Here is a 26,166-nt window from a genome sequence, read left to right as displayed (position 1 = left end):
GCGATGGCGGGGCCCAGGCTGGCCCGAACGGTTCGGGCCGATGTGGTCTGATGATGCGGCGATCAGAAGGTCTTCGCCAGCGTGACCTTGAAGGTGCGGCCGGCAGCGTTGCGGGCCGACAGGCGGGGCCCGTAGGTTTCATCCGACAGGTTTTCCACGCCGAAACGCACCTCGGTGCCGTCGAAACCGCCCATCTGCGGCTTGTAGGTGGCCCGCAGGTTGTAGAGCGTGTAGCCGTCCGCCTCGGTGCCACGATCGATGTCATCGACGAAGACGGTTTCCAGCGACATGTCCAGCGTCTCGCCGAACTTCTGCCCGAGGGTCAGGCGCAGCTCGTCTGCCGGCGCCATGTCCGACCAGCCGCGCGTGCCATCGTCATACTGCGAACGAGAGCGCATCATGTTGGCGTTGGCGTCGACGTAGAAGCCGCTGTCCATCGAATAGGCCGCTTCCAGTTCCAGACCCCAGGTGTCGCCGCCGACCTTGCTGGCAAGGAAGGAGGTCATGTCCCAGAAATGCTGGTTGTAGGCGGTGGCCTTCAGCGCCAGCGCATCGCCCGGGGCAAAAACGTCGAAGCCGTCGTAGCTGACGCCCAGCTGGACCTCGGTCGCCTTCTCTTCCTGCACGATGTAATCCGCGTCATCCAGGTCGTCGATGATGGGCAGGGCCTCGCCGTAATAGGCCGAGCCGAAGACCGACACGCCATTGTCGAAGCTGTAGAGGGCCCCGATACCGGCGCTGTAGGAGACGTTGTCGTACTCGCCGTAGCCGCCGGCAGTGAAACGATCCTCGCTGCCGTCGATGGTCTGGGTCTCGATCCGAAGTTCCGGGGTCAGGGTCAGCCGGCCGATCTCCATCTCGTCGGACAGGAACAGGGCCGCGACGGTTTCCTTGCCCTCGGGCGCAGATTCCACGACATCATCGGTGGTCCGGTGGGCACGCGAGTATTCAACGCCCATCTGCAGCGTATGATCCACGCCGCCGGAGGCGAATTCCGCCGTGTTCTTCAGCACCAGCTTGGTGGTCCGGGTCCGGTAGCCGGTGTCGGTGAAGGCCAGGTTGCCGGGCACCGGACGCGCCAGCGCATAGTTGTCGATGTAGAGCTCGGAATAGGACAGGTCTGCCTCGAAGTGGATCAGGTCCGAGGTCGGGCTGTCGTAGTCATAGGACAGGACGATGGTGTCGTCTTCGGTGTCGCGGTCGACATAGCCGAAGATGAAATCGAAGAACTGTTGGCCCACCTGGTTGAAAGGCACGTTCTTTTCCGAGGCCTCGGTGTGCTGCAGCAGCACGCCGACCTGGTGTTCATCGCTGTCACCGAAGGTCAGGCGCCCGTTGATCACCCAGGACGGTTCCTCGTAGCCCTCGTCGTTGATCGGCTCACCGTCCCCGTCCTCGATGATGTCCACCTCGCGGTAGGTATAGTTGCCGAGGATCTCGATGTTCTCGGTCGGCTGCCAGGCCAGGGTCGTGGAGGAGGCCCAGTAGTCGTTGGAGGAGAACTCCAGCATCTGGCGGACCTTGAACCCGGGTTCGCCGCCGGTCATGTCGGCGGCCTGGATCGGCTCCATTTCCAGCAAGCCACCGAAGAGGCCGGAGCCGAACGACAGCGTGCCGGCCAGGCCACGGGTCACCGCAACCTCGCGGAAGAGGGCGGGGTCGGTGAACAACTGGGTGCCCATGCGGTAAAGCTCATCCGCGCCCTTGGTGGAGCCGCCGATGCTGACACCGATATGGCTGGAGGCGCCGTAGGATCCGTTGGGCCCGTAACCGCGGATGTTGATGCCCGAGCTGAGCGGCGTGCGCGCGCCGTAGACGCTGACGCCGGGGGCGGATTCCACCAGTTCGGCCACGGTGGAGGCCTGGCGGTCGCGGATCTCTTCCTGATCGACGACGGTCACGGAATTGGCGGTATCGGTCTGCACTTCACGTTTCGAGTCGACGGTGATCGGCGCCAGGACGATGCCGGTATCGGCGGTCTGGGCGTGAAGCGGGGTGGATAGCAGAGTGGTCGCGGCACTGCACAGAAGCAGCGCGCGCACGGAGGGTCGTGCGGGCATGGGGTGTCCCCTTGGCTGAGTGAATACGGGAGGCTGGCCAAGAGGCTGGCTGATCTTTTTTTCGGGCTTGCGTCGGACTCCCCTCCGACGAGCTCTTGCGCCGCCTAGGATATCTTATTAATTCTGTCAACTAACCTGAGAGACGCCAGCCGGCCCCTGTTGCCAATGCGCCAGCCCCTCACCTTTCCCACCGGGACACCGAGAGGACACCGCATGACAGAAGTCGCCGCCGCGCCCGCACGCGCCGAAACCGGCACGCCGCCCAGCCCCGAAACAATCCGCCAGGCCCTGGCCGACAGCACCCTGCGTCCGCGCGACCTGGCAGAAAGCCTCGGGATCGGCGAAGCCAGCCTGCTGGCCGCGCAGGTCGACGGCGAGCGTGTCACCCGCATCGACGCCGATCCGGACACCCTGCTGGCCGCGATCCCCGAGCTGGGCGAGGTCATGGGCCTGACCCGCAACGAAAGCGTGGTCAGCGAGATCAACGGCGTCTACGGCGGTTATCGCCGGTCCGAACGGGCCGGGCTGGTGCTGAACGGGCGGATCGACCTGCGCTTCTTCCCCTCCCACTGGGTCTATGGCTTTGCCGTGGTGGCCGAAACCAAGGCCGGACCGCGCCACAGCTTCCAGGTCTTCGATGCCGCCGGCGACGCGGTGCACAAGATCTACCTGGCCAAGGGTGCCGATCCGGCCCCCTGGGTCGCCCTGCGTGACAAGCTGGCGCTGGAGGACCAGAGCCGGGACCTGCCCGTCGGCCCCCGCGACACCGTGGAGCCCGCGCAGGAAGCGCCGGAGAAGGCCGAGGCCATGCGCGCCGCCTGGGCCGAGCTGGGCGACACGCACAAGTTTCCGGCAATGTGCAGGACCTTCGGCGTGAACCGCCTGGGCGCCTACCGCACCGTCGGCGCCCCCCACGCCCGCAAGCTGGAGCCCGCGTCGGTCGGACGCATCCTGAACCGGCTGGCCGAAACGGGCACGCCGTCGATGATCTTCGTCGGCAACGCCGGCTGCATCCAGATCGTGTCGGGCCCCATCGGGCCGATCAAGGAAATGGGCCCCTGGCTGAACGTGCTGGACGATGATTTCAACCTGCACCTGCGCGGCGATCACATCGCCGAGGTCTGGGTCGCCAACAAGCCCTCGCGCCGCGGCCCCGCCGTCTCGGTCGACTTCTTCGATGCGCGCGGCGGGCTGATCGCCCAGATCTTCGGGCACCGCACGTCGGAGGTGGATCACAATGCCGCCTGGATGGAGCTGGTCGAGGAAGAGATTGCCCGCTGCGCAGATGAGGTGCCGGCATGACCCTGACGCGCCGCACCCTGATCGCCGCGGCCCTGGCCCTGCCGATGGCCGCCGCCCTGCCCCTGACCGCCACAGCCCAGCCGGCAGAGCGTATCGTCTCCATCGGCGGCGCGGTGACCGAGATTGTCTTCGCCCTGGGACAGGAACACCGCCTGGTGGCCCGTGACACGACCTCCGTCTTTCCGGCAGAGGCACAACTGCTGCCTGACGTGGGCTACATCCGCCAGCTGTCGCCCGAAGGCGTGCTGTCGGTCGGCCCCGACATGATCCTGACCGAGGAGGGCGCCGGCCCGCCCGAGGCGGTGGCGCTGCTGGAAAACGCCGGCCTGCCCTTCACCGTGGTGCCCAACGGGTTCGACACCGAGGCGCTGAAGACCAAGGTCCGCACAGTGGGCCACGCCCTGGGTGTCGAGGCTGAGGCGGAAGCCCTGGCCGAGGATCTGGGGCAACGCATGGCGGAGGCCCGGGCCGAGGCCGGCGCCGACGGGATCCGCGTGCTCTTCGTGCTGTCGGCCCAGGGCGGGCGCGTCATGGCCTCAGGCTCCGGCACGGCGGCGGATGCCATGATCGGCCTGGTGGGCGCCGAGAATGCCGTCAGCGGCTTCGAGGGCTACAAGCCCCTGACCGACGAGGCGATCACCCAGGCGGCGCCGGACGTGATCCTGCGCATGTCGGGCGGCGGCGCGGATCACAGCACCGGCCCCAACACCCTGCTGGAAAACCCGGCGGTGGCCGCGACACCTGCCGGGCAGGACAATGCCTTCGTCACCATGGACGGCATGTACATGCTGGGCTTCTCCATCCGGACACCGGAAGCGATGCACGACCTGGCCGCCGCCCTGCGCGCCGCCGCCGCGGGCGAGGCACAGCCCGCGTCCCACGACACGGACGACAGCGCCGAGGAGGGCTAAGCCATGGCCGCGATGACCAGCGCGGAGGGCGCCCCCGGCGCCCCGTCGCACGCGCGATCCGACATCGGCGAGGTGCTGCATGCCGGCGACCGGCGCCAGCGCGCCCGGCGCCTGCGGCTGATTCTGGTGGCCGTCCTGCTGTGCTGCATCGCGGCCAGCCTCGCCACCGGCGCGGCGGGCACAAGCCTCTGGGCCGCGCTCTGGGACGGTCTGCGCGGGCAGGAGGTGGCCCTGTCGGACCGGATCGTGCTGTGGCAGATCCGCCTGCCCCGCACCCTGATGGGCATGGGCGTGGGCGCCGCGTTGGCCGTCTCGGGGGCGCTGATGCAGGGGCTGTTCCGCAACCCGCTGGCCGATCCCGGCATCGTCGGCGTCAGCGCCGGCGCGGGGCTGGGGGCCATTGCGGCCATCGTCCTGGGCGGGCTCCTGCCCGCCGCGCTGGCGGTGCCCCTGGGCATCTACACCGTGCCGGTCGCGGCCTTCGTCGGGAGCTGGGCCAGCACCATGCTGCTTTACCGCGTGGCCACGCGGGCGGGACGCACCTCGGTCGCGGTGATGCTGCTGGCGGGCATCGCCCTGGGCGCGCTGACCGGCGCGGCCTCGGGCGTGCTGGTCTACCTGGCCGATGACAACCAGCTGCGCGACCTCACCTTCTGGGGCATGGGATCTCTGGCCGGCGCCACCTGGACCAAGGTGGGAGCGGGCATGGCCATCATCCTGCCGGCGCTGATTGCCGCCCCCTTCCTGGCACGCGGATTGAACGCCCTCGCCCTGGGCGAGGCCGCCGCCTATCACCTCGGGATCCGCATCCAGCGGGTGAAGAACCTGGCGATCCTGGCCGTGGCCGCCGCCACCGGCGCCGCCGTCGCCATGTCCGGCGGCATCGGCTTCATCGGGATCGTGGTGCCGCACCTGCTGCGCCTGGCCTCCGGGCCCGATCACCGCGACCTGCTGCCCAATGCGGCCCTGCTGGGGGCCTCGCTGCTTCTGCTGGCGGACATCATCAGCCGCGTGGTCATCGCGCCCTCGGAACTGCCCATCGGCATCGTCACCGCCATCCTGGGCGGCCCCTTCTTCCTGTGGATCCTGCTGCGGCAGAGAGGAGTGCTGGACCTGTGACCCTGTCTGCAAGCCTGAGCGCCACCGACATCACCCTGCGCCTGCGCCGCACCACCATCCTCGACCAAGTGGATTTCACGGCAGATCCGGGGGAGGTGACCGCCATCGTCGGTCCCAACGGGTCGGGCAAGACAACCCTGCTGCGCGTGCTGACCGGCGAGATCGCGGGCCAGATGGCGCCTGGCGGCCAGGTGCGCATGGGCGGGCTGGACGTGGTGGATGCCGATCCCTGGGTTCTGGCCCGCCGCCGCGCCGTCCTGGCCCAGCAGACCGCGCTGAGCTTTCCCTTCACCGTGCTGGAGGTCGTCCGCCTGGGCGCCGAGGGCCCCGGTGGCGCCGCCCGCGCCCTGGCCGCGCTGGCGCGGGTCGACCTGGCGCACTACGGCGGGCGCCTCTACCAGGAACTGTCGGGCGGTGAACAGCAGCGGGTGCAGCTGGCCCGCGTGCTGGCGCAGTTGGACGAACCCGTGGGCCCGCACGGCCCGCGCTGGCTGTTCCTGGACGAACCCGTCTCGGCGCTGGACATCGCGCACCAGCTGCAGGTGATGGAGATCGCCGCGGATTTCGCCCGCCGCGGTGGCGGGGTGATCGCGGTGATGCACGACCTGAACCTGACGGCGATGTATGCCCGCAAGGTCGTCCTGCTGCAGCAGGGCCGTTGCATCGGCGCCGGCCCGACGGAGGAGGTCCTGACCGACAGCCTGCTCAGCCGCGCCTACGGCTGCGACCTGCGCATGGGCGTCGCCCCCGGCAGCGGGCTGTTCCTTTTGCCACAGTCCGCACAAATTCCTCATGAAAGCAGTGACCTAGAACTACGCAGTTAGATCAACTTTCCTCAAGGTTGTGCGTTTCAGCTTCCCTTTCGCGACCGGCATGCTATCGACAGTGGATCGCTGACGCAGAAGCGTCGGCGGCACGTAACGCGGGTCAAGGGGTCGCCCGATGCCGACGAGAGAGCTGCGTGGAGCAGGCGGATGGCGTGGGCGTCTCGTGGCGGCCCTGCGCATGCCGCGTGTCCGCATCGCCCTGGCGGCGGCGATGGTGCTGTCGGTGCTCGCGGTGCCCGCGCTCTGGCTTCTGACCCAGGACAGCGACCGGGCACAGCGCGAGGCCGCGCGCGACCTGCCCTCGGCCCTGCACCGCCTGGAACGGGCCATCGGCTATTCCGGCTTCATCCACCATTTCAAGAACGCTGTCCTGCGCCCGAACGAGCCCGCCTACTACGCCCTGGCGGAAGAGGATTACCAGGAGGCCGTGCAGGCCCTACGGCAGATCCATGAACTGGGGATCACCATCGGCACCGACCTGCCCATGTCGGCGCTGCATGCGACCCTGGCGGAATACCACAACCGCCTGCAACTGGCCCGCGCCGCGGCGGATGAGGGCATGTCGATTGCGGATGTGGACATGCTGGTGCGCATCTCGGACGACGATGCGACCTTGAACCTGCTTGCGCTGGAAGAGCAGATCACTGCCGCCATCGCCAGTTGGCAGACGCGCGAGGCGAGCATCGCGAGCCAGGAACGGATCCTGCTGAGCGGCCTGTTCCTGCTGCTGGCGATCAGCCTGGCGCTGATGATCCTGACCGGCAGCGCGGCGCAGCGCGACCGCGACCGCCGCGCGCAGGAGCTGAACGACCGGCTGGCCGCCCTGGGGCAGGTGACCGCCGGGCTGGCCCATGACGTGAACAACTTGCTGGCCACGATCTACTACGCGCTGGAACTCAGCCAGGACCAGGAGCTGCCCCCGGCGGCACAGCGCTACCTGCAAAGCGCCACCCGCGCCGTGGCGCGCGGCAAGGAACTGACCGGACGGCTGCTGAGCATCGCGCGCCCGACCCGCGGCACCCCCGAAAGCCGGGCCGTTGCGTCCCTGTTCCTGGAGGTGGAGGCCCTGGCCGCGCCGCAGCTCGAAGACAGCGGGATCGACCTGCACTTTCACGCCGCCGAACCGGGGCTGATGGTCCATTGCGACCCCGGGCTGCTGATCGATGCCCTGCTGAACCTGATCCTGAACGCACGCACCGCGATCGAACGCTCTGGCCAGGGCGGGCAGATCCGGGTGGAAGCCCGCGGCGCCGGCGCCCAGGCCGTCCGCCTCAGCACCGCCCGCGCCCCTGACATGACGCTGGCCGCCGCCGCCGACAGCGCAGGTGTGCCGCTCGATCCGTCCCGCCGCTACGTGGAACTGTCGGTCAGCGATGATGGCCCGGGGATGACCGCCGAGGTCCGCCAGCATGCGCTGGAACCCTTCTATACCACCAGTGACGACGGCACGGGCGTCGGGCTGGGCCTGTCCTCGGCCTTCTCCTTCGCCCGCGGCGCAGGGGGCGATCTGCGTCTCGACGCGGCCCCGGGGGCCGGGACCGTGGTGCAGATCCTGCTGCCCCGCGACCCTGCGCAGGACGCGGCGGAGGCCGAGACGCCGAACACGTCGGCCGCGCCTCGTGGGCCAGTGCGCGGTGGCCCCGTCGGCCCCCTCCAGGCAGAGCGCCGGACGCCCTCCGCCCGCAGCCGTCCGATCAACCCGCGACGCCACGGCCTGGCCGCCGACCACCTATCGGGCAGGGACGCACCGGCAACCCTGGCCTCCTCCTCGACCAGCGTGCTGCCGAAGGTTGCCCGCCCGATCTCGGTGCCGTCCAGCCCGGCGGAGGCACCGTCGAAGCCGCTCGCGGACACCAAGCCGGGCGCCCCCGCGCAAGGCGACATCGTTGATGTCCCCACCCCGCAAGACCCCGCCCCGCGAGATGCCACACGGACCGAGACACCGGCCCGGACCGCTGCCCGCCGGGTGCTCCTGGCCGAGGACGAGTCCGGTCTGCGCCTGATGCTGAGCGAAACCCTGCGCAGCGCCGGCTACGAGGTGCTGGAAGCCGAAAACGGCGCCGTGGCCCTGACCCGATTGCAGGAAGCCGGCGCAGAGAGCCTGGACCTGCTGCTGACCGACGTGATGATGCCGGAACTGGGCGGCTTCGGCCTGGCGCAGGCAGCGCGCGAGATGCGCCCCGACCTGCCCGTGGTCTACCTGACCGGCTATGTCGGGGATGAAAGCGATGAGACGATGCGCCCCTCGGTGCCCGGGCCGGTGCTGCGCAAGCCCTGCCCGCCCGACCGGCTGCTGCGCACCCTGACCGAAAGCATGGCAGGACGGCCCGACCCGGCCTGACGCCGGATCCGCCGCCCCCTGCCCGCCCCTTGGCGCAGGATCACTCTGCGGCGCGGGTCTCGGCCTGGGCCACCGCGCAGGGGGCCAGCTTCCGCCAGGCGTCATATTGTGACAGGAAGACCTCGCCGTTCATCTCGTCCAGGAAATGCGAGGTCTTCAGCCGGTCCATCACCGGCCCCTTCACCTCGGACAGATGCAGGCCGATCCCGCGTGAGGTCAGCACCTCGTTCAGCGCCTCCAGGCTTTCCAGCGCCGAGAAGTCGATCTCGTTCACCGCCGAGCACATCAGCACGACGTTCTTCACCGGGCTGTCCTCGGCGATGCGATCCTGCACGCAATCCTCCAGGAAGCGGGCGTTGACGAAATAGAGGCTTTCATCGACGCGCAGCGACAGCAGCGCCGGGTCCGTGGTGACCTGGTGGCGGTTCACGTTGCGGAAGTGGTGCGTGCCCGGGACCAGCCCGACCTCGGCCACATGGGGCTTCGACGTCTTCAGCAGGTGCAGCACGACGGAAATCAGCACCCCCGCCGAGACACCGGTTTCCACCCCGAAGGCCAGGGTCAGCAGGATGGTGGCGGCCACGGCCCAGAAGTCGGACCGCGAATAGGCCCAGGTCTTCTTCAGGATCTTGAAATCGACCAGGCCCAACACCGCGACGATGATGGTCGCGGCCAGCGTGGCTTTGGGCAGGAAATGCACCAGCGGCGTCAGGAAGGCCGCGGCAATCGCCAGGCCCACGGCGGTAAAGGCCCCGGCGGCAGGCGTTTCGGCGCCTGCGTCATAGTTCACGACGGAGCGGGAGAAGCCCCCGGTGACCGGGTAGCCGCCGGTGAAGGCCGCGCCCAGGTTTGCCGCGCCCAGGCCGATCAGTTCCTGGTCCGGGTCGATGCGCTGGCCCTTCTTCGCGGCCAGCGTCTGGGCGACCGAGATGGATTCGACGAAGCCGATGATCGAGATCAGCAGCGCGGGCACCGCCAGCTGGCCAATCAGCGCGGGCGAGAAATCTGGCAGGGTAAAGGGCGGCAGGGATTGCGGCACCTCCCCCACGATGGCCACGCCCCGGTCCGCCAGCCCCAGGCCCCAGGTGGCGACCGTGGTGACCACGACCGCGGCCACCGGGCCGGCCTTGGCGGCGAAATCAGCCGCCATGGGCGACAGGCCAGCGCGGCGCAGCAGCGGCTTCAGCCCCTTGCGCACCCAGAAGAGGAAGGCGGTGGCGGCGGCGCCGATGACCAAGGTGTAGAGGTTGGTGTTGGCCAGCGTCGTCACCAGCGACTCGACCAGTTCCACCAACGTATCCCCGCCCGCCGTGATGCCGAAGATATGCCGCAGCTGCGAGGCTGCGATCAGGATGCCCGAGGCGGTGATGAAACCCGCGATGACCGGGTGCGACAGGAAGTTCGCCAGGAAGCCCAGGCGCAGCACGCCCATGGCAAAGAGCATCGCCCCCGACAGGAAGGCCAGCGTCAGCGCGGCGGTGGCATAGCCCATGGTCCCCTGCTCGGCCACTTCCGAGATTGCCGCCGCCGTCAGCAGCGAGACCACCGCGACCGGCCCCACGGCCAGCGCCCGCGAGGTGCCGAAGACCGTGTAGAGCAGGATCGGCACGATCGAGGCATAGATCCCCGCCTCGGCCGGCAGCCCCGCCAGCAGCGCATAGGCCAGCGACTGCGGGATCAGCATGATCGTCACGATCACCGCCGCGACCAGGTCGTTGGACAGCGCGCCGCGGGAATAGCTGCGACCCCAGTCGAGAATGGGAAGATAGTGGCGGAGACTTTGCAACATGGGTCTATCCTGGGCTGGCACGGCGCGGACCGCACCGGGGTGGCATCAGTTGCCCGAACGGAACCGGGCAAAGAGCGGACGGGACACCCGGCCCCGCCCGCGAGGTGGTTCCGGCCGGGACGCTGGCCGGAACGGGGAGAGAATGTCCGGGCCCCATGGTGGGGTCCTGGGAAGCCCGGACGCCGGGATGGGGACCCCCGGCAGGTCTCGGCCTAGTCGGCCTTGACCGTCACGTCGGCAGGCTTGGCCATCCATTCATGGCCGCGCAGCATGCCTTTCCAGTAAATCGGCGGCAGCATCCGTTCCTTCAGCCACCAGGCGGCGCGCGTGGGCTTGGTGCCGTCCAGCAGGATCTTCGGGAAGGAGGGTTTCAGCACCCCGCCGTAGCCGAATTCGGCCAGCACGATCTTGCCGCGCTCCACCGTCAGCGGGCAGGAGCCGTAGCCGTCGTAGGCCGCGCGGGGGCCCTGCCCCTTCAGATCGGCCACGATGTTCTCGGCCACCACCGGCGCCTGCATACGCGCCGCCGCCGCCGTCTTGGCATTGGGCGCGTTCATCACGTCGCCCAGAGACCAGACATTGGCAAAGCTCTTGTGCTGCAGGGTGACCTGATCGACATCGACCCAGCCCGCCGCATCCGCCAGCGGCGAGACACGGATGAAATCGGGCGCCACCTGCGGCGGCACGACGTGGATCATGTCGAAATCGACCGTCACCCTTTCGGCCTCGGTGTCGGGCGCCTTCACCTCGAAGGTCGCCTGTTTCGCCGGGCCGTCGATGGCCACGAGGTTATGGAAGAAGTTCAGCGTGGCGCCGTATTTCTTCACGTATTGCTCCAGCGCGGGGACGTAATCCTTCACCCCGAAGAGAACGCCGCCGGCATTCATGAACTGGATGTCGATGTCCTTCAGCCGGCCCTGGCGGAACCAGTGGTCGCCCGACAGATACATCGCCTTCTGCGGGGCGCCGGCGCATTTGATCGGCATCGGCGGCTGGGTGAACAGCGCCCGGCCCGCCTCCATGCCCTGCACCAATTCCCAGGTGTAAGGCGCCAGGTCGTAACGATAGTTGGAGGTGACACCATTACGGCCCAGCGTCTCTTCCAGGCCCGGGATCGCCTCCCAGTCAAGCTTCAGCCCCGGGCAGACCACCAGGCGGTCGTATTTCACCACCCGGCAGCCGTCGAGGATGACAGCATTGGCCTCGGGCTCGAACGCCGCGACGGCGGCCTTGATCCAGGTGACCCCGCGCGGGATCACGCTGCCCATGGTGCGGGCGGTCTTCTGCGGCTCGAAGATGCCGCCGCCGACCATGGTCCAGCCGGGCTGGTAGTAGTGGATGTCGGCCGGGTCGATGATCGCGATCTCCAGGTCCGGCTCGCGCGATTTCAGCGAGGCGGCGACGGAGATGCCGCCTGCGCCCGCGCCCACGATCACCACATGGTAGCTGGCATCGGCCTGATCGGTCGGGGTCCTGCCGCCATTGGCGATGCGCCGCGCCACACCGTTCAGGTCATAGCCCGCCGCCTTGGCCATGCCGAGGATCTCCGACACAGGGCGTTCGGTCGCCTGGCCGAGGGCCCAGAGGGTCGAGCTGCGCGTGCCGGACCGGCAATAGGCCAGCGTCGGTCCGGGCAGTTCGGTCAGCGCGGCACGGAAGGCCGTGGCGGTCTCCTCCGTCACCACGCCGGGGGTGACGGGCAGATAGCGGAATTCCATCCTCTGTTCCGCCGCGGCTCGGGCCATCTCCTCCTGGCTGGGCTGATCGGCGGCCTCCCCGTCGGGGCGGTTGCAGATGACGGACTTGAACCCGGCAGCCTTGGCGGCGGCCAGCTCATCTGGCTGGATCTGGGGACTGACGGACAGCCCGTCGTCGATCTTGCGAATGTCCATGGTGTCTCCTCCTGAGGGCGGTGCAGAGGTTGCGGGGTCCGGGGGGCTCTGCCCCCGTCGCGGCAGGCCGCGACTCCCCCGGAGTATTTCGACCAAGGTGAAGAGCAGGCGCCCCTCCCCCTGGCGGAGATACCCCGGCCGGTCGTGCCGGCGGACGGGGGATGCTGCGCGCGCCGCAACCGGCGCGCGCAATCTGCGATCAGAGAGCGTTGATCGGCACCTTGAGGAAGGTCTTGCCGTCATCGTCCTTCGGCGGCAGTTCCCCGGCGCGCATGTTCACCTGCAGCGAGGGGATGATCAGGCGCGGCATGTCCAGCTGCGCGTCACGCTCGGTGCGGAACTTGACGAATTCCTCCTTCGTCTTGCCGCCGCCCACGTGAATGTTGTGGGCCTTCTCCTCGGCCACGGTGGTTTCCCATTTGATCTCGCGACCGTTGGGGCCGTAGTCGTGGCACATGAAGAGGCGCGTCTCGTCCGGCAGGGCCAGCACCTTCTGGATGCTGTCGTAGAGCACACCGGCATCGCCCCCGGGGAAGTCGGCCCGGGCCGAGCCGCCATCGGGCATGAAGAGCGTGTCCCCGACGAAGGCTGCGTCGCCCATCACATGGGTCATGCAGGCCGGCGTGTGGCCGGGGGTGTGGATGGCCAGGCATTCCAGCTCGCCGATCTTGTAGGTATCGCCGTCGTCAAACAGACGATCGAACTGCGAGCCGTCGCGCTGGAACTCGGTGCCTTCGTTGAAGACCTTGCCGAAGGTCTCCTGCACCACGGTGATGTTGCGGCCGATGCCCAGCTTGCCGCCCAGTTTCGACTGGATGTAGGGCGCGGCAGAGAGGTGGTCGGCGTGGACGTGGGTCTCGATCAGCCATTCCAGCTTGTAGCCATTGCCCTTGACGAAGCCGATCAGCTCATCCGCGGCATGGTAGGAAATGCGGCCGGCGGCATAGTCGATGTCCATGACGGAATCGACGATGGCGACGGAATTGGAGGCCGGGTCCTTCACCACGTAGGAAATGGTGTTGGTCGCTTCATCGAAGAAGCCGGTGACCTCGGGTTTCACCTCGGGGTGGGTCGTATAGGACATGGAAGTCTCCTTTCTTCCGGTCGATGCACGGCGGTCAGAGCGCCGGAAAACGTGGGGGGACGCCAGCCTGATGCAGGCGGCCCCGATGGGTCAGGCGGTGCGCGCCGCCCCGGCGGGGCGGGTGATCGCCCGGTTCAGAAGGCGGGCCAGCAGCAGGCCCGCGATGAGGGCGACGCCGAACAGCAGGACCTCGGTCCGGCCGGTGCCCATGGCGGGCAGAGCGCCACCCGGGCAGAAGCCGGCGATGCCCCAGCCGACGCCGAAGGTCAGCGAGCCGAGGACCAGGCGCTTGTCGATCAGCTTCGTCGCGGGCAGTTGGAAACCGTTTTCGAACAGGGGCTTCGGGCGGCCCAGCACCAGCAGGTAGCCGGGGATGGTCACCGCCAGGGCGCCGCCCATGACGAAGATCAGCGACGGATCCCAAGTGCCCGCGATGTCGAAGAAGTTCAACACCTTGGCGGGGTTGCCCATGCCGGCGATCAGGATGCCCGTGCCGAAGATCAGGCCGATGAGGAAGGCAGTCAGCAGTTTCATGGCTCAGACTCCGATGACGTGGCGAATGACGAAGACGGTGACGAAGGCGCCGATCATGAAGCTGATCGTCGCGGTGATCGAGCGGCGGGAGAAGCGAGCGTTGCCGCAGATCCCGTGGCCCGAGGTGCAACCGCCCCCGAAGAAGGTGCCGAAGCCCACGATCACGCCGCTGAGCAGGATGGCCGGGGTCGACACGGGGATGTCGATGGTCGGGCCGGTGCCGGTCACCAGCAGCAGCGCCGTAGGCGCGGCCAGCATGCCCAGCAGAAGCGCCGCACGCAGCGCCCAGTCGGAGGCATTGTCGAACCGCATCAGCCCGCCGACGATGCCCGTGGCGCCCAGGATACGGCCATGCAGCGCCATCAGCAGGACGGCGGAAAGGCCCACGAGCGCCCCGCCGAAGGCGGAGGTGAGGGGGGTGAATTCAGTGATCATTGGCGCACCTCCGGGAAGCGGAGGGCAGCGGAGGAACGGGTCATGGGGATCTCCTGCGGGGTCTTGCGGGTCATCTGAGGGCGTCCGTCTGAAGGACAGGAAAGTATATGCCACAGGAGGGTTGCCGACTTCCGTGACTAGGTCACAGAACTCGGAAAAACTGCACGCATCCGCATACAGGACTTTGATTTAAATGATTTTTTAAGATGCGAATTTTCTCGGGGAGCCGCGCCACGCCCCTTGAAAGACAGGACCGGGCCGGCCAGGGCGAGTCGCTCGTGGTCCGGGGCCGCATCTCTACCGGCGTCGAATTGTATCCCCGGCTCAGGCCGCCGTGGAGGCGCGGGCCAGGCGTTCGAGGCCCGAACGGCCGGTCAGGCGCACCTCGCCACGGGCCAGTTCGACCCAACCACGACGCTGGAACTCCGCCAAGGTGCGCGAGATCACCTCGCGCGCCGTGCCCAGCTCGTTGCCCAGAACCTGATGGGTAGCGTGGACGACACCCTTGTCGTCGGCCAGCTCCAACAGCCGGGCGGCCAGGCGCACGTCCATCCGCTGGAAGACGATGTCGTCGATCAGCGTGAACAGATCGGTCAGCCGCCGGGAATAGGCCTTGAACACGAAGGAGCGGAAAATCGGCGAGCGCGCCACCAGGTCGTCGAAGGTGCGGCGCGGGATGGCCACCGCTCGGATGTCGGTCTCGGCGATGCCGTCGGCGGCGTAATCCTCGAAAGCCAGCATGCAGGCGGTGGTCAGCACGCAGCTGTCCCCGGCGTGGACACGATAGAGGAACACCTCACGCCCGGTTTCGGATTTCTGCTGCACCCGCACCGTGCCTTTCAGCAGCAGCAGCAGGTTGTCCGCCGACTGCCCGGGAGCAAAGACCTGGGCGCCGGCGGGCATCTCGACGATCTTGCTGCCTGCGACCAGCTCCTCCTTCAACTCGGCCGGCAGCTTGCCCAGCCCTTCAAAGTTGTCGATCCAGTTCTCGGTTGTGGTGGCCACTGTCATCCGCACAGATCCCGTCTCGTTCCGCCCAGGCCAAAGTGGCATCTGAGGGCCGTCTTTTCCAGCGCCTATACCCCCGCCCGCCCGAGGTCCCTGCGCGAAAACGCCGCTGCGCCGCCGTGGCGGGCGGCCCTGATCAGGCCGGCTGCGCCGCGCGGGCCTGGGACGGGGTCATGCCGGTCCAGGCGTGGAACGCGCGGTAGAAGGAATTGGGATCGCGATAGGCCAGCAGGTGCGAGATCTCCTCGGTGCTGAGGTCCCCGCGCGCCAGGTAGAGCCGCGCCAGCCGGGCGCGCACGCGGTCCAGTTCGGCCTGGAACGAGGTCTCTTCCGCCTGCAGGCGACGCTGCAGCGAGCGATCCGACAGGCCCAACCGTTCGGCAGCCGCCGCGACGGAGACCTGCCCCGCCGGCAGCAGATCCTCCAGCACCCGCGCCAGCCGCTGTGTCGTCGTGGCGCCACGGGCGGCCGCGTCGCTGGCGGCCAGGCGGCTGTGCAGCTCTCGTTCCACCACCGCGGCAAAGGCCGTGTCCTCGGAAATCAGTGGCAGGCGCGCGTCCGTCTCCGACAGCACCAGGGTCATCACCGGGCCGGGGCGCGGCACGCAGCCGATGTCGGCGGCGACGTGGGGCGTCACCATTTCCGGCGCCGGCAGCACCAGGTCCAGCGGGCGGATCGGCTGGCCCGAGAAGGTGCGCGCACAGGCCAGCAGGAAAACCGCCTCCACCGCCGCCAGCAGGTCCGGCAGCGGCTCTCTCGGATCGGCGGTCTCGCAGGTGATCGTGTAGCGCCCCGAGGCCAGCCGGGTTTCCATCCGGAACGGCCCCATCAAGGGCTTGAACACCGCGACCCGCTCGATCCCCGTGGCAATGTCGGGCGAACAGGAGAAGGCAAACAGTGACGGGGTGAACGGTCCCTTTGCGGCCTCCCGCGCAGCCAGCAGCAGCGTTTCCGTGCCCGGCACCTCCGCCTCGATCGCCCGCCACAGCGCGAAGAGGGTCGCGCCGTCGACCGGCACCTCCGCTCCCTCGAAGAAGGCCGCATCCAGCCCGGCCCGCGCCAGGATCCGCGGCACCGACAGCTGCAACAGGGCGGCAACCTGGCGGATCGTCGCGCGGACCGGATATTTGCGACCGTGACTCATGGCGTACCTCTCCCTGATGGCCGGCGTCGGTGTCCCTGCAATCCTGCCGTGTATCAGCCAGCCCGGCCAGAGGCCGCGCGCGTGCTGGCGTGCTTCGATAGCGGATTGGCGGGATCGGCAGATGAAAAAACGCACAACGCAGGCGGGAAACACGTTAGGCTGGGTCCAAGGACAGGCTCGGAGGCGCACCGGCCACCTGGGCCGGCGCCGTCAGCGAGGGCGAAGGAATGAAGATAGGCTTCACGGTCAACGGCACCCCGCAGGAGGTCGAGGTGGCAGCGGACATGCCGCTGCTGTGGGTGTTGCGCGATGTGCTGGGGCTGACCGGCACGAAGTACGGCTGCGGGGCCGCGCTCTGCGGGGCCTGCACGGTGCATATGGACGGAGAGGCCGTGCGATCCTGCCAGGTCTGGGCGGAGGAGGTGGCAGGCCGCGAGGTCGTGACGATCGAGGGGCTGGGCCGCCCCGAGGCCCTGCACGCGGTACAGGAAGCCTGGGTGGAGCAGCAGGTGGCGCAATGCGGCTACTGCCAGTCGGGGCAGATCATGCAGGCCGCCGCCCTGCTGGCCGAGACTCCCGCGCCCAGCGACGCCGAGATCGACGCGGCGATGGAGGGCAACCTCTGCCGCTGCGGCACCTACCCCCGCATCCGCGCCGCGATCCACGCCGCCGCCGCCAAGCTGGAGGGCTGAGCCATGTCGAAAGCCACCCGCCTGACCCGCCGCGCGGTCATCGTCGGTTCGCTGGCCGTCACCGGCGGGCTGGCCGTGGGGATCTACGCGCTGAACCGCGACTGGCCGAACCCGCTGGAGGAGGACCTGCCCGAGGGGGCGGTCACCTTCAACCCGTGGATCCTGATCTCGGAGGCGGGCATCACCCTGATGGCGCCGCATACCGACCTGGGCCAGGGCATCCGCCACCTGCAGGCCGCCCTGATCGCCGAGGAGCTGGACGTGGACCTGGACCAGCCGGAGGTCACGGTGGAGCCCGGCCCCGCTGCGCCCGCCTATGCCAACCGCGCCCTGGCGGCCGAGGGCCTGCCCTTCATGTCACAGGACCAGGGGACCGTGGCCACCATCGCCCGCGCGGCCTCCGCACGCCTGATGGGGGCGCTTGGCCTGCAGGGCACCGGGGGATCCAGCTCGACCCCCGACAGCTACGTGAAGCTGCGCGAGGCCGGCGCCATGGCCCGCGAGATGCTGAAGGCCGCCGCCGCCTACCGCGAGAACCTGGCGATGACCGACCTGCGCACCGAACGCGGCACGGTGATTTTGCCCGACGGTCGCGCCCTGCCCTACGCCGAACTGGCCGAGGCCGCCGCGCGGGAGTTGCCACCGCGTGAGATCGCCCTGCGGGCCCCCTCGCAATGGCGCCTGCTGGGCCGCCCGATGCAGCGGCTGGACATCCTGGCGAAATCCACCGGCACGCTGGACTATGGCATCGACCTGACGCGCGAGGGCATGGTCCATGCCACGGTGAAGCTGAACCCGCGTCCGGGCGGCGATGTGCTGTCCCATGACGACAGCGCGGCGCTGGCGGTGCCGGGGGTGTCCCGCGTCCTGCCGGTCTCCAACGGGCTGGCGGTGGTGGCCGACAGCACCTGGACCGCCTTCAAGGGGGCCGAGGCGCTGGTCTGCGACTGGGGCCCCGCCCCCTTCCTGCCCGAGCAGGCGGATCACTGGGCGGCGCTGGCCACCGCGCTGGAGGGGCCGCCGGAGAAGGTCTGGCGCGACACCGGCGCCCAGCCCGACCGCCCCGGCATGCCCCCGCGCGACTACCGCGCGCCCTATCTCGCCCATGCCCCGCTGGAGCCGCTGTCGGCGCTGATCCATGTGACCGAGGCGCGCTGTGACATCTGGGTCTCCAGCCAGTTCCCCGGGCTGGCCGAACAGAAGGTCGCCGCGATAACCGGCGTGCCGCGCGAGGCTGTGCATCTGCACAACCAGTACAGTGGCGGCTCCTTCGGGCACCGGCTGGAGTTTGAGAACATCATCCGCGCCGCCGAGATCGGCACCGCCATGCGCGGCACGCCCGTCAAACTGACCTACACGCGGGAGGAAGACATGGCCCATGACTTCCCCCGCCAGATCGCCATGGCCCGCGCCAGCGGACAGGTGGCGGACGGCCAGGTGCAGGCGCTGGACCTGGCGATCGCCGCGCCCTCGGTCACCGCCTCGCAGATGGGCCGGATCGGATTTGCCTCCGCCGGGGCCGACAGCCAGACCGTCGCCGGCGCCTGGTCGATGCCCTATGCCCTGCCCGCCCTTCGGGTCGCGGGCCACGCGGTGGCGGATCTGGCACCGGTCAGTTCCTGGCGGTCGGTCGGCGCCTCCACTGCCGGGTTCTTCGCCGAAAGTGCGCTGGACGAGCTGATCCACGAGGCGGGCGCCGACCCCTTGGCCGAACGTCTGCGCCTGTGCGACTACGCCCCGGCCCGTGCCTGCCTGGAGGCCGTGGGGGAAATGTCCGACTGGGGCAGCCCCCTGCCCGAAGGCACCGGACGCGGGGTCGCCATGGTGCTGTCCTTCGGCACGCCGGTGGCCGAGGTGGTCGAGGTGCACCAGACCGACGCCGGGCTGCGCATCGCCAAGGTCTGGGTGGCCGCCGACGTGGGCCGGGTGCTGGACCCGGTGAACTTCGAGAACCTGGTGCAGGGCGGCGTGATCTGGGGGCTGGGCCACGCGGTGAACTGCGAGGTGACCTATGCCGATGGCATCGCCGAGCCGACGAACTACTATGCCCACGCCGGCCTGCGCATGCCCCAGGCGCCCGAAATCTTCGTGCGCGGATTGGAGACCGGCGCGGAGGTGCGCGGCATCGGCGAACCGCCGGTGCCCCCGGCCGCACCGGCCCTGGCCAATGCCATCTTCGCCGCCACCGGGCAGCGCCTGCGCGAGATGCCATTCGCCAACTTCATCGATTTCGCCTGAGCCGGGACGAGACAGGAGACCGCAGATGATCCGAGCCAGCAGCGCCAGTGACGGCTTCTTCCTCGCCGCGATGTGTTTCTACGTCGCGACGCTTCTGCACCTGGCGGTCATCGCGCTGAGCCTGGCTGAATACCTGTGGTCCATGCTGCTGGCGGCGGTGTTCTGGGGCGTGCTGGCCACGGCCCTGCTGCGGCGCCTGCGGGTGCTGGCCTGGCTTGGCTTCTTTGCCGGGCTGGGCGCCGGCCTGGCTGCCCTGGGCCACGGCATCCCGATGCGCAGTCTCGATGCCGCGGTCTTCGTGATGATCGCCGCCGTGCTGTGGCTGGGCTCGGTGACCCTGGGCGTGCACCTGTGGCGCTACCGCGGCGCGATCCGCAAGGTCTGACGCGCTCCGCAAGCGGCGGCGCAAGACGTGAACCCGGACATGAAAAAGGGCCCCGCGTTGCCACGGGGCCCACTGCACTGGCAACCGGAGGGGGTCAGAAAACCCGGAAATCCCGCTGCACGTCGACCTGCCGGGCGGAAGGGACACCATCCAGCAGGAACCGCGCGTGATCGCCAGCCTGGACCATGACCCCGTCCTCATGATCGGCCAGGGCGATGTCGCGCGCGGACAGACCGGGCAGCACGAGATCGATCACGTCCTGACCCGGAATGAAGTTGCGGATGACCGGACCAGGCGCGGTGCCTGCGGTCTTGCCGAAGACGAACTTGTCCGTGCCGATCCAGCCGATCATCTCGTCAGGCTGTGCGGCGCCGACCAGACGGTCGTCCTCCGCGGTCTCGGCCCGCAGGACACGGTCCTGCTGCGCCAGGGACCGACCGTGACCGGCATTGCCACCGTCCAGCAGGCGCATCGACCGGCGAACCTTGTCGGGGTGAATGTCCCCTCCGTCCCCCAGCAGGAAGGTGACCTCGACCGCCTCGAAGGGGGCAAGCTCGACATCCAGCAGGGGTCCGTCCATCTCGACCACATCGAGCGCCCAGGGCTGCGCAGCGGGAGCAGACTGCGCCAGACGCAGGGCATTCCCGACCCGAACCGAACGGGAGACGGAGGGGTGCGCGGCGCCGGAGGGGGCGGCACCGATGCGCAGGGCCTCTGCCCGGGCCGGAACCCGGGGCAGCAGCGACGCGAAATCCACGTCCAGCCGGATCGGATGATCCAGGCGCGAGCGGACATAGGCGACCAGGCGGTCCTCGCCCTCATGGGCGGTGATCTCGATCGCGCCATCCTCGGCGGTGAAGCTGGTGTCGATCGCGCGAAGCCCCTGCAGGCTGTGCGCCTTGCGTGCGGCCAGGGCCGCCTGCAGGGCGTTCTGGCTGACACGGGCGACCGCGCCGCGATCGTCACGGCCCGAAGGCGGCGTCGGCGGCAGGGGGCGTTGCACCATGATGTCGGGACGTCGGGCGGGATGCAGGTTCAGGGCGTCCATCCCGGTTTCAAGGGCGCTGATGACCATGCGCGCCTTGGCGGCATATTCATCCGGGCTGACCAGATCCCAGTCCTCGTTGCCGATCTCGAAGGCCGCCACGACGTCAGGGTAGCGGCGCAGCACCAGCGCGGTGAACAGCTCCAGCTCGCGGGCATAGGCGCGGAAGGCCTGGAAGGGCAGGTGCCGGACCGGCAGCACCAGCGTCAGGCGCTGACGCGCCTCCGGCCGGCCCTTGCCTTCGGGGTCGCGCGCCCAGTCGAGCGCCACGAGAAGCGCTTCGCGCAGGCGCGGGACCCCATCATCGGCGCGACGAAGCCGGGTGATGTCCAGCCAGAACCGTCCTTCCTCCTCGGCCGCGCCGTCGCCCAGGTGGGCGGGAAAGCGCAGGGTATCGAGGCACAGACCATCGACGATGAGCTTCATCTCCGGGCCGGCGGCCCGGGCGGAGGGTGCGGCGGCACGATCCTCGGCAGCGCTCTCCTCAACGCGGCCTGCGGTCATCCCGGCGCTGTCATCCGCCGTCTCGGCGACGGCCATCTCGTCGGGCGCACCCGACAGGCTGTCGTCTGCCACGCGGCTGAGCACCCGGGCCGGTTGATCCGGCACGGCGGTGGCCGCCTCCCAGGCGCGTTTCCGCGCGTCATTTCGTCGATCCTGATTGCCGTGACCCAGGCCCGCCAAGGCCAGACCATTTCCAGAAATCCGTCCCATCACGGCAAGGGACAGACACACACACACGGCGGCGACACACACCAGCTCCATGGAGCACCCCACTTATTAACTTCAGACACACACGACTTTCGTCTTAGAAACGGTAGCAACTGGATACCGTTCTGCAAAGCATACGTGCCGGGATTGACCCGCGATTCAGGGGTTTTTCGCGAGTTTCACCCGGCAAGACCGGCTATGCAAAAATAACAGGTGCCCACAATTTTGAGGCGAATAGCCCCTTTAGAGCCCCTGATTAACTTGTCCACCAATAAAATTTTCGAAAAAAGCGATTCGCTCCTAGATTGAGCGCGCCCGGCCCGCTGCATGGCGGACCGGGCCCGGACCAGGCTCAAACCAGCCGTGGATCAGGCGCCGACCAACTGCGGATCAGCGGCCGCGGGCTGGCTGACGCCCATCGACAAGCGATGGCCCTCGGTCGCATGGAAGAGGTGCAGCTCCTCCAGCGGCAACTCGGCGTGCATCTCCGCCGACAGCTCCTGCGCGAGGTCGGTCTGGGCGATGATGCGCTGTGCCCCGATATGACCGTGCACGATGCGCGAACCGCCCAGTTCCTCGACATAGTCCAGGCGGAAGTTGCCCCCCGGCGCGGGGCGCAGGCGCAGGGCCTCGGGGCGGATCCCGGCGGTGACGCGGCCCGCCTCTGCCTGCAGCCCGCGCGCCAGCGCGGTCCCGGCCAGCATCAGGGCGCCACCGGACACCTCCGCCTCGATCAGGTTCATCGCAGGTGCCCCGAGGAAGCCCGCGACGAAGGTCGAGGCCGGGCGGCGGTAAAGATCCAGCGGGCGGCCCACCTGTTCGATGCGGCCATGGTTCAGCACCACTAGCCGGTCGGCCAGGGTCATCGCCTCCAGCTGGTCATGCGTGACGTAGACGCTGGTGGTCTTCAGCCGCTGGTGAAGCTGCTTGATCTCGCCGCGCATGTGCAGGCGCAGTTTCGCATCCAGGTTCGACAGCGGTTCATCGAAGAGGAAGGCGGCCGGGTCGCGCACGATGGCGCGGCCCATGGCGACCCGCTGACGCTGTCCGCCCGACAGGGCGCGCGGCTTGCGGTCGAGGTAGGGGGTGATCTCCAGCACCGCCGCGGCCTCGTCGATGCGCCGGGCGATCTCCGCCTTCGGCATCTTCCGGTTCTTCAGCCCGTAGGACATATTCTGCCGCACGGACATATGGGGGTAGAGCGCATAGTTCTGGAACACCATGGCGATGTCGCGCTCCGCCGGTTCCATCTGGTTCACGACCTTGTCGCCGATGGCGATCTCCCCGTCCGAGACGGTCTCCAGCCCCGCGATCATCCGCAGCAGGGTCGACTTGCCACAGCCCGAGGGGCCGACCAGCACGACGAACTCGCCGTCCTGGATGTCCAGGTCCACACCCTTCACCGCCGGTTCGGCGGCCCCGGGGTAGATCTTCTTCACGGCGGAAAGCTTGATACCGGCCATGATTACTTCTCCTGTTCCACGAGGCCTTTGACGAAAAGCCTCTGCATGAAGATGACGACGAGCACGGGCGGCAGCATGGCCAGCATGGCCGAGCCCATGACGAAGTTCCATTGGGGGTCGCTGTCGGCCACGTCGGACATCCTCTTGATGCCCATGACGACGGTGTAGAATTTCTCGTCGGTGGTGATCAGCATCGGCCAGAGGTACTGGTTCCAGCCGTAGATGAAGAGGATGACGAAGAGCGCCGCGATGTTGGTCTGCGACAGGGGCAGCACCATGTCGCGGAAGAACTTCATCGGACCCGCGCCGTCAATGCGCGCCGCCTCCACCAGCTCTTCCGGGATGGTCAGGAAGAACTGCCGGAAGAGGAAGGTGGCCGTGGCCGAGGCGATCAGCGGGATCGACAGGCCGGCGTAGCTGTTCAGCATCCCCAGATCCGCCACCACCTTGAAGGTGGGCATGATGCGCACCTCGACCGGCAGCATCAAGGTGACGAAGATCAGGCAGAAGATCAGGACCCGGCCGGGGAAGCGGAAGTAGACGATGGCGAAGGCCGACAGGATCGAGATGGCGATCTTGCCCACGGTGATGATAAGCGCCATCACCAGCGAGTTCTTCAGCATCAGGGTCAGCGGCGGCGCCCCCGGCACCGGCGCGCCGGTGCCCAGGATGGTGCCGTAGGTTTCCCAGATATTGTCGCCCGGCCACATCGGCATGGACCCCGACAGGAAGGTCGACTGGTCATGGGTGGAGGCGACGAAGGCGATCCACACGGGCAGCGCCACGAAGGCCACGCCCAGGATCAGCACCGCATGGGCCAGGAAAGTCAGGAAGGGACGGTTTTCAACCATGGTGCGGCCTCCTCAATACTGCACGCGCCGCTCGATGAAGCGGAACTGGATGAAGGTCAGCGCGATCACGATGGACATCAGGATCACCGATTGCGCGGCGGAGGAGCCGAGGTTGAGGCCCTTCACCCCGTCCTCGTAGACCTTGTAGACGAGGATCGTCGTGGCCTGGCCCGGCCCGCCCGCGGTGGAGGCGTCGATGGTCGAGAAGGTGTCGAACATCGTGTAGTTGATGTTGACGACCAGCAGGAAGAAGGTGGTCGGCGACAGCAGCGGGAAGACCACGGTGAAGAAGCGTTTCACCGGCCCCGCCCCGTCGATCGCCGCCGCCTCGCGCAGCGACATCGGGATGGATTGCAGCCCGGCGACGAAGAACAGGAAGTTGTAGCTGATCTGCTTCCAGGCCGAGGCCAGCACGACCAGGGTCATGGCATCCTCGCCGTTCAGCCGGTGGTTCCAGTCATAGCCCACCATCTCCAGCACGTAGGTCAGGATGCCGAAGGAGGGGTTGAACATGAACCACCACAGGATACCGGCGATGGCCGGAGCCACGGCATAGGGCCAGACCACCAGGGTGGTGTAGACGCTGGCGGTGCGGATCATCCGGTCGACGGCCACGGCCAGCAGCAGCGACAGACCCATCGACAGCGTGGCGGTGCAGACCGTGAAGATCACCGTGGTCTCGAAGGACGCCAGGTATTCGGCGCTGTCGAACAGGCGGATGTAGTTGCGCAGACCGACCCAGGTGGTCGACAGGCCGAAGGGATCTTCGCGCAGGAAGCTCTGATAGACGGCCTGGCCCGCGGGCCAGATGAAGAAGACGAGGGTGATCGCCAGCTGCGGCGCCACCAGGAGGTAGGGCAGCCACCAGCTGCGGAAGGTCGTGCGTTTGGTCTGCATGGGAAACCCGGGGTGCCGGAAAAAGGGAACAGGCCCGCGCGGGGGCGCGGGCCTGTCGAGATCGGATCAGGTTCAGCCGTTGGCTTCGACGAAGTCCGCGATCAGCGAGTTGCCGCGCTCGACCAGGTCGTTCAGCGCCTCTTCGGCGGTCTTGTCGCCCGACAGCAGGTTCTCGAACTCTTCGTCGATCACGCCGCGGATCTGCACGTAGTTGCCGAAGCGCAGGCCCTTGGAGTTGGCGGTCGGCTCGTTCAGCGTGATCTGCTTGATCGCGATGTCGGCGCCGGGGTTCTCGTCGTAGTAGCCTTGGCTCTGGCTCAGCTCGTAGGCGGCGTTGGTGATCGGCAGGTAGCCAGTGAACTGGTGCCAGTCGGCCTGGACCTCGGCGGAGGACAGGTAGGTCAGGAAGGAGGCGACACCGTCGTACTGGGCGTCCGACGCACCGGCCAGGGTCCACAGGGTGGCACCGCCGATGATCGAGTTCTGCGGCGCACCCTCGACGTCGGCGTAGTAGGGCAGCATGCCCAGGCCCAGGTCGAATTCGGTGTTGGCCAGAACGCCGGCGCGCGAGGCGGAGGAGTTCATGTAGATGGCGCATTCACCCGAGTAGAAGGCCGGCGCGCTGTCGGCACCGCCACCGGGGCCACCGTATTTGAACAGGCCTTCGTCTTCCCACTTGGCCAGGTTTTCCCAGTGACGGATCTGCACCGGGCCGTTGACGGTCATCTCGCTGTCGATGGAGCCAAAGCCGTTTTCATGCGTGCCGATCGGCTGGTTGTGCCAGGCCGACAGGTTTTCCAGCTGCACCCAGGAGATCCAGCCGGTGGTGAAGCCGCATTCGGCCGCGCCGCTGTCGACGATCTTGCGCGACATCTCTTCCACGTCGGCCCAGGTTTCCGGCGCCACGTCGGCGTCCAGGCCGGCCTCGGCGAAGATGTCCTTGTTGTAGTACAGGATCGGGGTGGAGGAGTTGAAGGGCATCGACAGCATCTGGCCGTCGGTGTTGGTGTAGTAGCCGGCCACGGCGGGCAGGTAGACCGAGGGGTCGAAGTCCTGACCGTGATCTTCCATCAGCTGGTAGACCGGATAGACGGCGCCTTCGGCGGCCATCATGGTGCCGGTGCCCACTTCGAAGACCTGCACCAGGTTCGGCTGTTCACCGGCGCGGAAGGCGGCGATGGCCGCGGTCATCGTCTCGGTGTAGCTGCCGCGGTAGGTGGCGGTCAGGTGATACTCGTCCTGAGAGGCGTTGTAGTTGGCGACGATCTCGTCGACCTTCTCGCCCAGGGCGCCGCCCATGGCGTGCCACCAGGAAATTTCGGTCTGGGCCGAGGCGGCCAGCGGGGCCACCAGGGCGGTGGTCAGGGCCAGGCCTGCGATCAGGTTGCGCTGCATCGGATGCTCCGTGAAAGGAAGAAAAGGATGCCCCTCGCCTAGG

At 68.2% G+C, this 26,166-nt stretch carries 21 protein-coding genes; 8 read left to right on the top strand and 13 right to left on the bottom strand.

Annotated features, from left to right (window positions below; genetic code table 11):
• Positions 1 to 62: 62 nt before the first annotated feature.
• Complete coding sequence (locus LC066_RS17670) at positions 63 to 2,060, bottom strand: TonB-dependent receptor plug domain-containing protein (protein ID WP_224901788.1); 1,998 nt, start codon at positions 2,058 to 2,060, stop codon at positions 63 to 65.
• A 213-nt stretch (positions 2,061 to 2,273) separates the two neighbouring features.
• Between LC066_RS17670 and LC066_RS17665 the strand changes: the two genes are divergently transcribed.
• The 5 genes from LC066_RS17665 (at position 2,274) to LC066_RS17645 (ending at position 8,560) form a co-directional block, all read left to right on the top strand.
• Complete coding sequence (locus tag LC066_RS17665) at positions 2,274 to 3,362, top strand: hemin-degrading factor (RefSeq protein WP_224901785.1); 1,089 nt, start codon at positions 2,274 to 2,276, stop codon at positions 3,360 to 3,362.
• Positions 3,359 to 4,273, top strand: a complete 915-nt coding sequence (locus LC066_RS17660) for a heme/hemin ABC transporter substrate-binding protein (RefSeq protein WP_224901783.1) — start codon at positions 3,359 to 3,361, stop codon at positions 4,271 to 4,273. Before LC066_RS17665 ends, LC066_RS17660 begins: the two co-directional genes overlap by 4 nt.
• Positions 4,274 to 4,285: 12 nt before the next feature.
• Positions 4,286 to 5,392, top strand: coding sequence for a FecCD family ABC transporter permease (locus LC066_RS17655; protein ID WP_222479850.1), 1,107 nt, complete (start codon positions 4,286 to 4,288; stop codon positions 5,390 to 5,392).
• Positions 5,389 to 6,216, top strand: a complete 828-nt coding sequence (locus tag LC066_RS17650) for a heme ABC transporter ATP-binding protein (protein ID WP_224901780.1) — start codon at positions 5,389 to 5,391, stop codon at positions 6,214 to 6,216. The genes LC066_RS17655 and LC066_RS17650 overlap by 4 nt, the downstream gene beginning before the upstream one ends.
• 118 nt (positions 6,217 to 6,334) lie before the next feature.
• A complete protein-coding gene (locus tag LC066_RS17645; RefSeq protein WP_224901777.1) occupies positions 6,335 to 8,560 on the top strand; it encodes an ATP-binding protein in 2,226 nt (741 codons plus the stop codon).
• 40 nt (positions 8,561 to 8,600) lie between these two features.
• Here the strand turns inward: LC066_RS17645 and LC066_RS17640 are convergent, their stop codons facing one another.
• The 7 genes from LC066_RS17640 to LC066_RS17610 form a co-directional block, all read right to left on the bottom strand.
• A complete protein-coding gene (locus tag LC066_RS17640) occupies positions 8,601 to 10,349 on the bottom strand; it encodes a SulP family inorganic anion transporter (protein WP_224901774.1) in 1,749 nt (582 codons plus the stop codon).
• 212 nt (positions 10,350 to 10,561) lie between these two features.
• The gene (locus LC066_RS17635; RefSeq protein ID WP_224901770.1) at positions 10,562 to 12,241 is read right to left on the bottom strand and encodes a bifunctional protein tyrosine phosphatase family protein/NAD(P)/FAD-dependent oxidoreductase; all 1,680 of its coding nucleotides are present in this window, start codon (positions 12,239 to 12,241) and stop codon (positions 10,562 to 10,564) included.
• 199 nt (positions 12,242 to 12,440) lie between these two features.
• Entirely contained in the window at positions 12,441 to 13,325 is an 885-nt protein-coding gene (locus tag LC066_RS17630; RefSeq protein ID WP_222479705.1) for an MBL fold metallo-hydrolase, read from the bottom strand.
• 90 nt (positions 13,326 to 13,415) lie between these two features.
• The gene (locus LC066_RS17625; protein WP_085887662.1) at positions 13,416 to 13,859 is read right to left on the bottom strand and encodes a DUF6691 family protein; all 444 of its coding nucleotides are present in this window, start codon (positions 13,857 to 13,859) and stop codon (positions 13,416 to 13,418) included.
• 3 nt (positions 13,860 to 13,862) lie between these two features.
• The gene (locus LC066_RS17620; protein WP_224901767.1) at positions 13,863 to 14,294 is read right to left on the bottom strand and encodes a YeeE/YedE family protein; all 432 of its coding nucleotides are present in this window, start codon (positions 14,292 to 14,294) and stop codon (positions 13,863 to 13,865) included.
• 324 nt (positions 14,295 to 14,618) lie between these two features.
• Positions 14,619 to 15,305 carry a Crp/Fnr family transcriptional regulator gene (locus LC066_RS17615; RefSeq protein ID WP_222479701.1) on the bottom strand — a complete coding sequence of 229 codons (687 nt, stop codon included), beginning with the start codon at positions 15,303 to 15,305 and terminating at the stop codon, positions 14,619 to 14,621.
• Between the two features lie 133 nt (positions 15,306 to 15,438).
• Positions 15,439 to 16,446 (bottom strand): AraC family transcriptional regulator, encoded by a 1,008-nt coding sequence (locus tag LC066_RS17610; protein WP_224901764.1) that lies wholly within the window; start codon positions 16,444 to 16,446, stop codon positions 15,439 to 15,441.
• A 227-nt stretch (positions 16,447 to 16,673) separates the two neighbouring features.
• On the opposite strand from LC066_RS17610, the gene LC066_RS17605 reads away from it, so the two are divergent.
• The 3 genes from LC066_RS17605 to LC066_RS17595 are packed head-to-tail and all read left to right on the top strand — an operon-like array spanning position 16,674 to position 19,761.
• On the top strand, positions 16,674 to 17,138 hold the full coding sequence (locus LC066_RS17605; protein ID WP_224901762.1) for a (2Fe-2S)-binding protein: 465 nt from the start codon (positions 16,674 to 16,676) through the stop codon (positions 17,136 to 17,138).
• 3 nt (positions 17,139 to 17,141) lie between these two features.
• Complete coding sequence (locus LC066_RS17600; protein ID WP_224901759.1) at positions 17,142 to 19,376, top strand: xanthine dehydrogenase family protein molybdopterin-binding subunit; 2,235 nt, start codon at positions 17,142 to 17,144, stop codon at positions 19,374 to 19,376.
• Positions 19,377 to 19,401: 25 nt separating this feature from the next.
• Positions 19,402 to 19,761 carry a hypothetical protein gene (locus LC066_RS17595; protein ID WP_224901757.1) on the top strand — a complete coding sequence of 120 codons (360 nt, stop codon included), beginning with the start codon at positions 19,402 to 19,404 and terminating at the stop codon, positions 19,759 to 19,761.
• 94 nt (positions 19,762 to 19,855) lie between these two features.
• On the opposite strand, the gene LC066_RS17590 is transcribed toward LC066_RS17595, so the two are convergent.
• The 5 genes from LC066_RS17590 to ugpB form a co-directional block, all read right to left on the bottom strand.
• On the bottom strand, positions 19,856 to 21,520 hold the full coding sequence (locus LC066_RS17590; protein ID WP_224901754.1) for a hypothetical protein: 1,665 nt from the start codon (positions 21,518 to 21,520) through the stop codon (positions 19,856 to 19,858).
• A gap of 365 nt (positions 21,521 to 21,885) precedes the next feature.
• A complete protein-coding gene (ugpC, locus tag LC066_RS17585) occupies positions 21,886 to 22,980 on the bottom strand; it encodes a sn-glycerol-3-phosphate ABC transporter ATP-binding protein UgpC (protein ID WP_224901751.1) in 1,095 nt (364 codons plus the stop codon).
• A 2-nt stretch (positions 22,981 to 22,982) separates the two neighbouring features.
• The gene (gene ugpE / locus LC066_RS17580; protein WP_222479687.1) at positions 22,983 to 23,831 is read right to left on the bottom strand and encodes a sn-glycerol-3-phosphate ABC transporter permease UgpE; all 849 of its coding nucleotides are present in this window, start codon (positions 23,829 to 23,831) and stop codon (positions 22,983 to 22,985) included.
• A 12-nt stretch (positions 23,832 to 23,843) separates the two neighbouring features.
• Positions 23,844 to 24,728: a sn-glycerol-3-phosphate ABC transporter permease UgpA gene (gene ugpA / locus LC066_RS17575; protein WP_224901747.1), complete on the bottom strand. Its 885-nt coding sequence runs from the start codon at positions 24,726 to 24,728 to the stop codon at positions 23,844 to 23,846.
• Between the two features lie 72 nt (positions 24,729 to 24,800).
• Positions 24,801 to 26,123, bottom strand: a complete 1,323-nt coding sequence (ugpB, locus tag LC066_RS17570) for a sn-glycerol-3-phosphate ABC transporter substrate-binding protein UgpB (protein ID WP_224901744.1) — start codon at positions 26,121 to 26,123, stop codon at positions 24,801 to 24,803.
• Positions 26,124 to 26,166 lie beyond the last annotated feature (43 nt).

Source organism: Pseudooceanicola marinus (genome assembly GCF_020177265.1).
Lineage (GTDB): Bacteria > Pseudomonadota > Alphaproteobacteria > Rhodobacterales > Rhodobacteraceae > Pseudooceanicola > Pseudooceanicola marinus_A.
The sequence above is the reverse complement of the archived record's forward strand: the minus strand, read 5'-3'. Positions and strand labels throughout refer to the sequence as shown.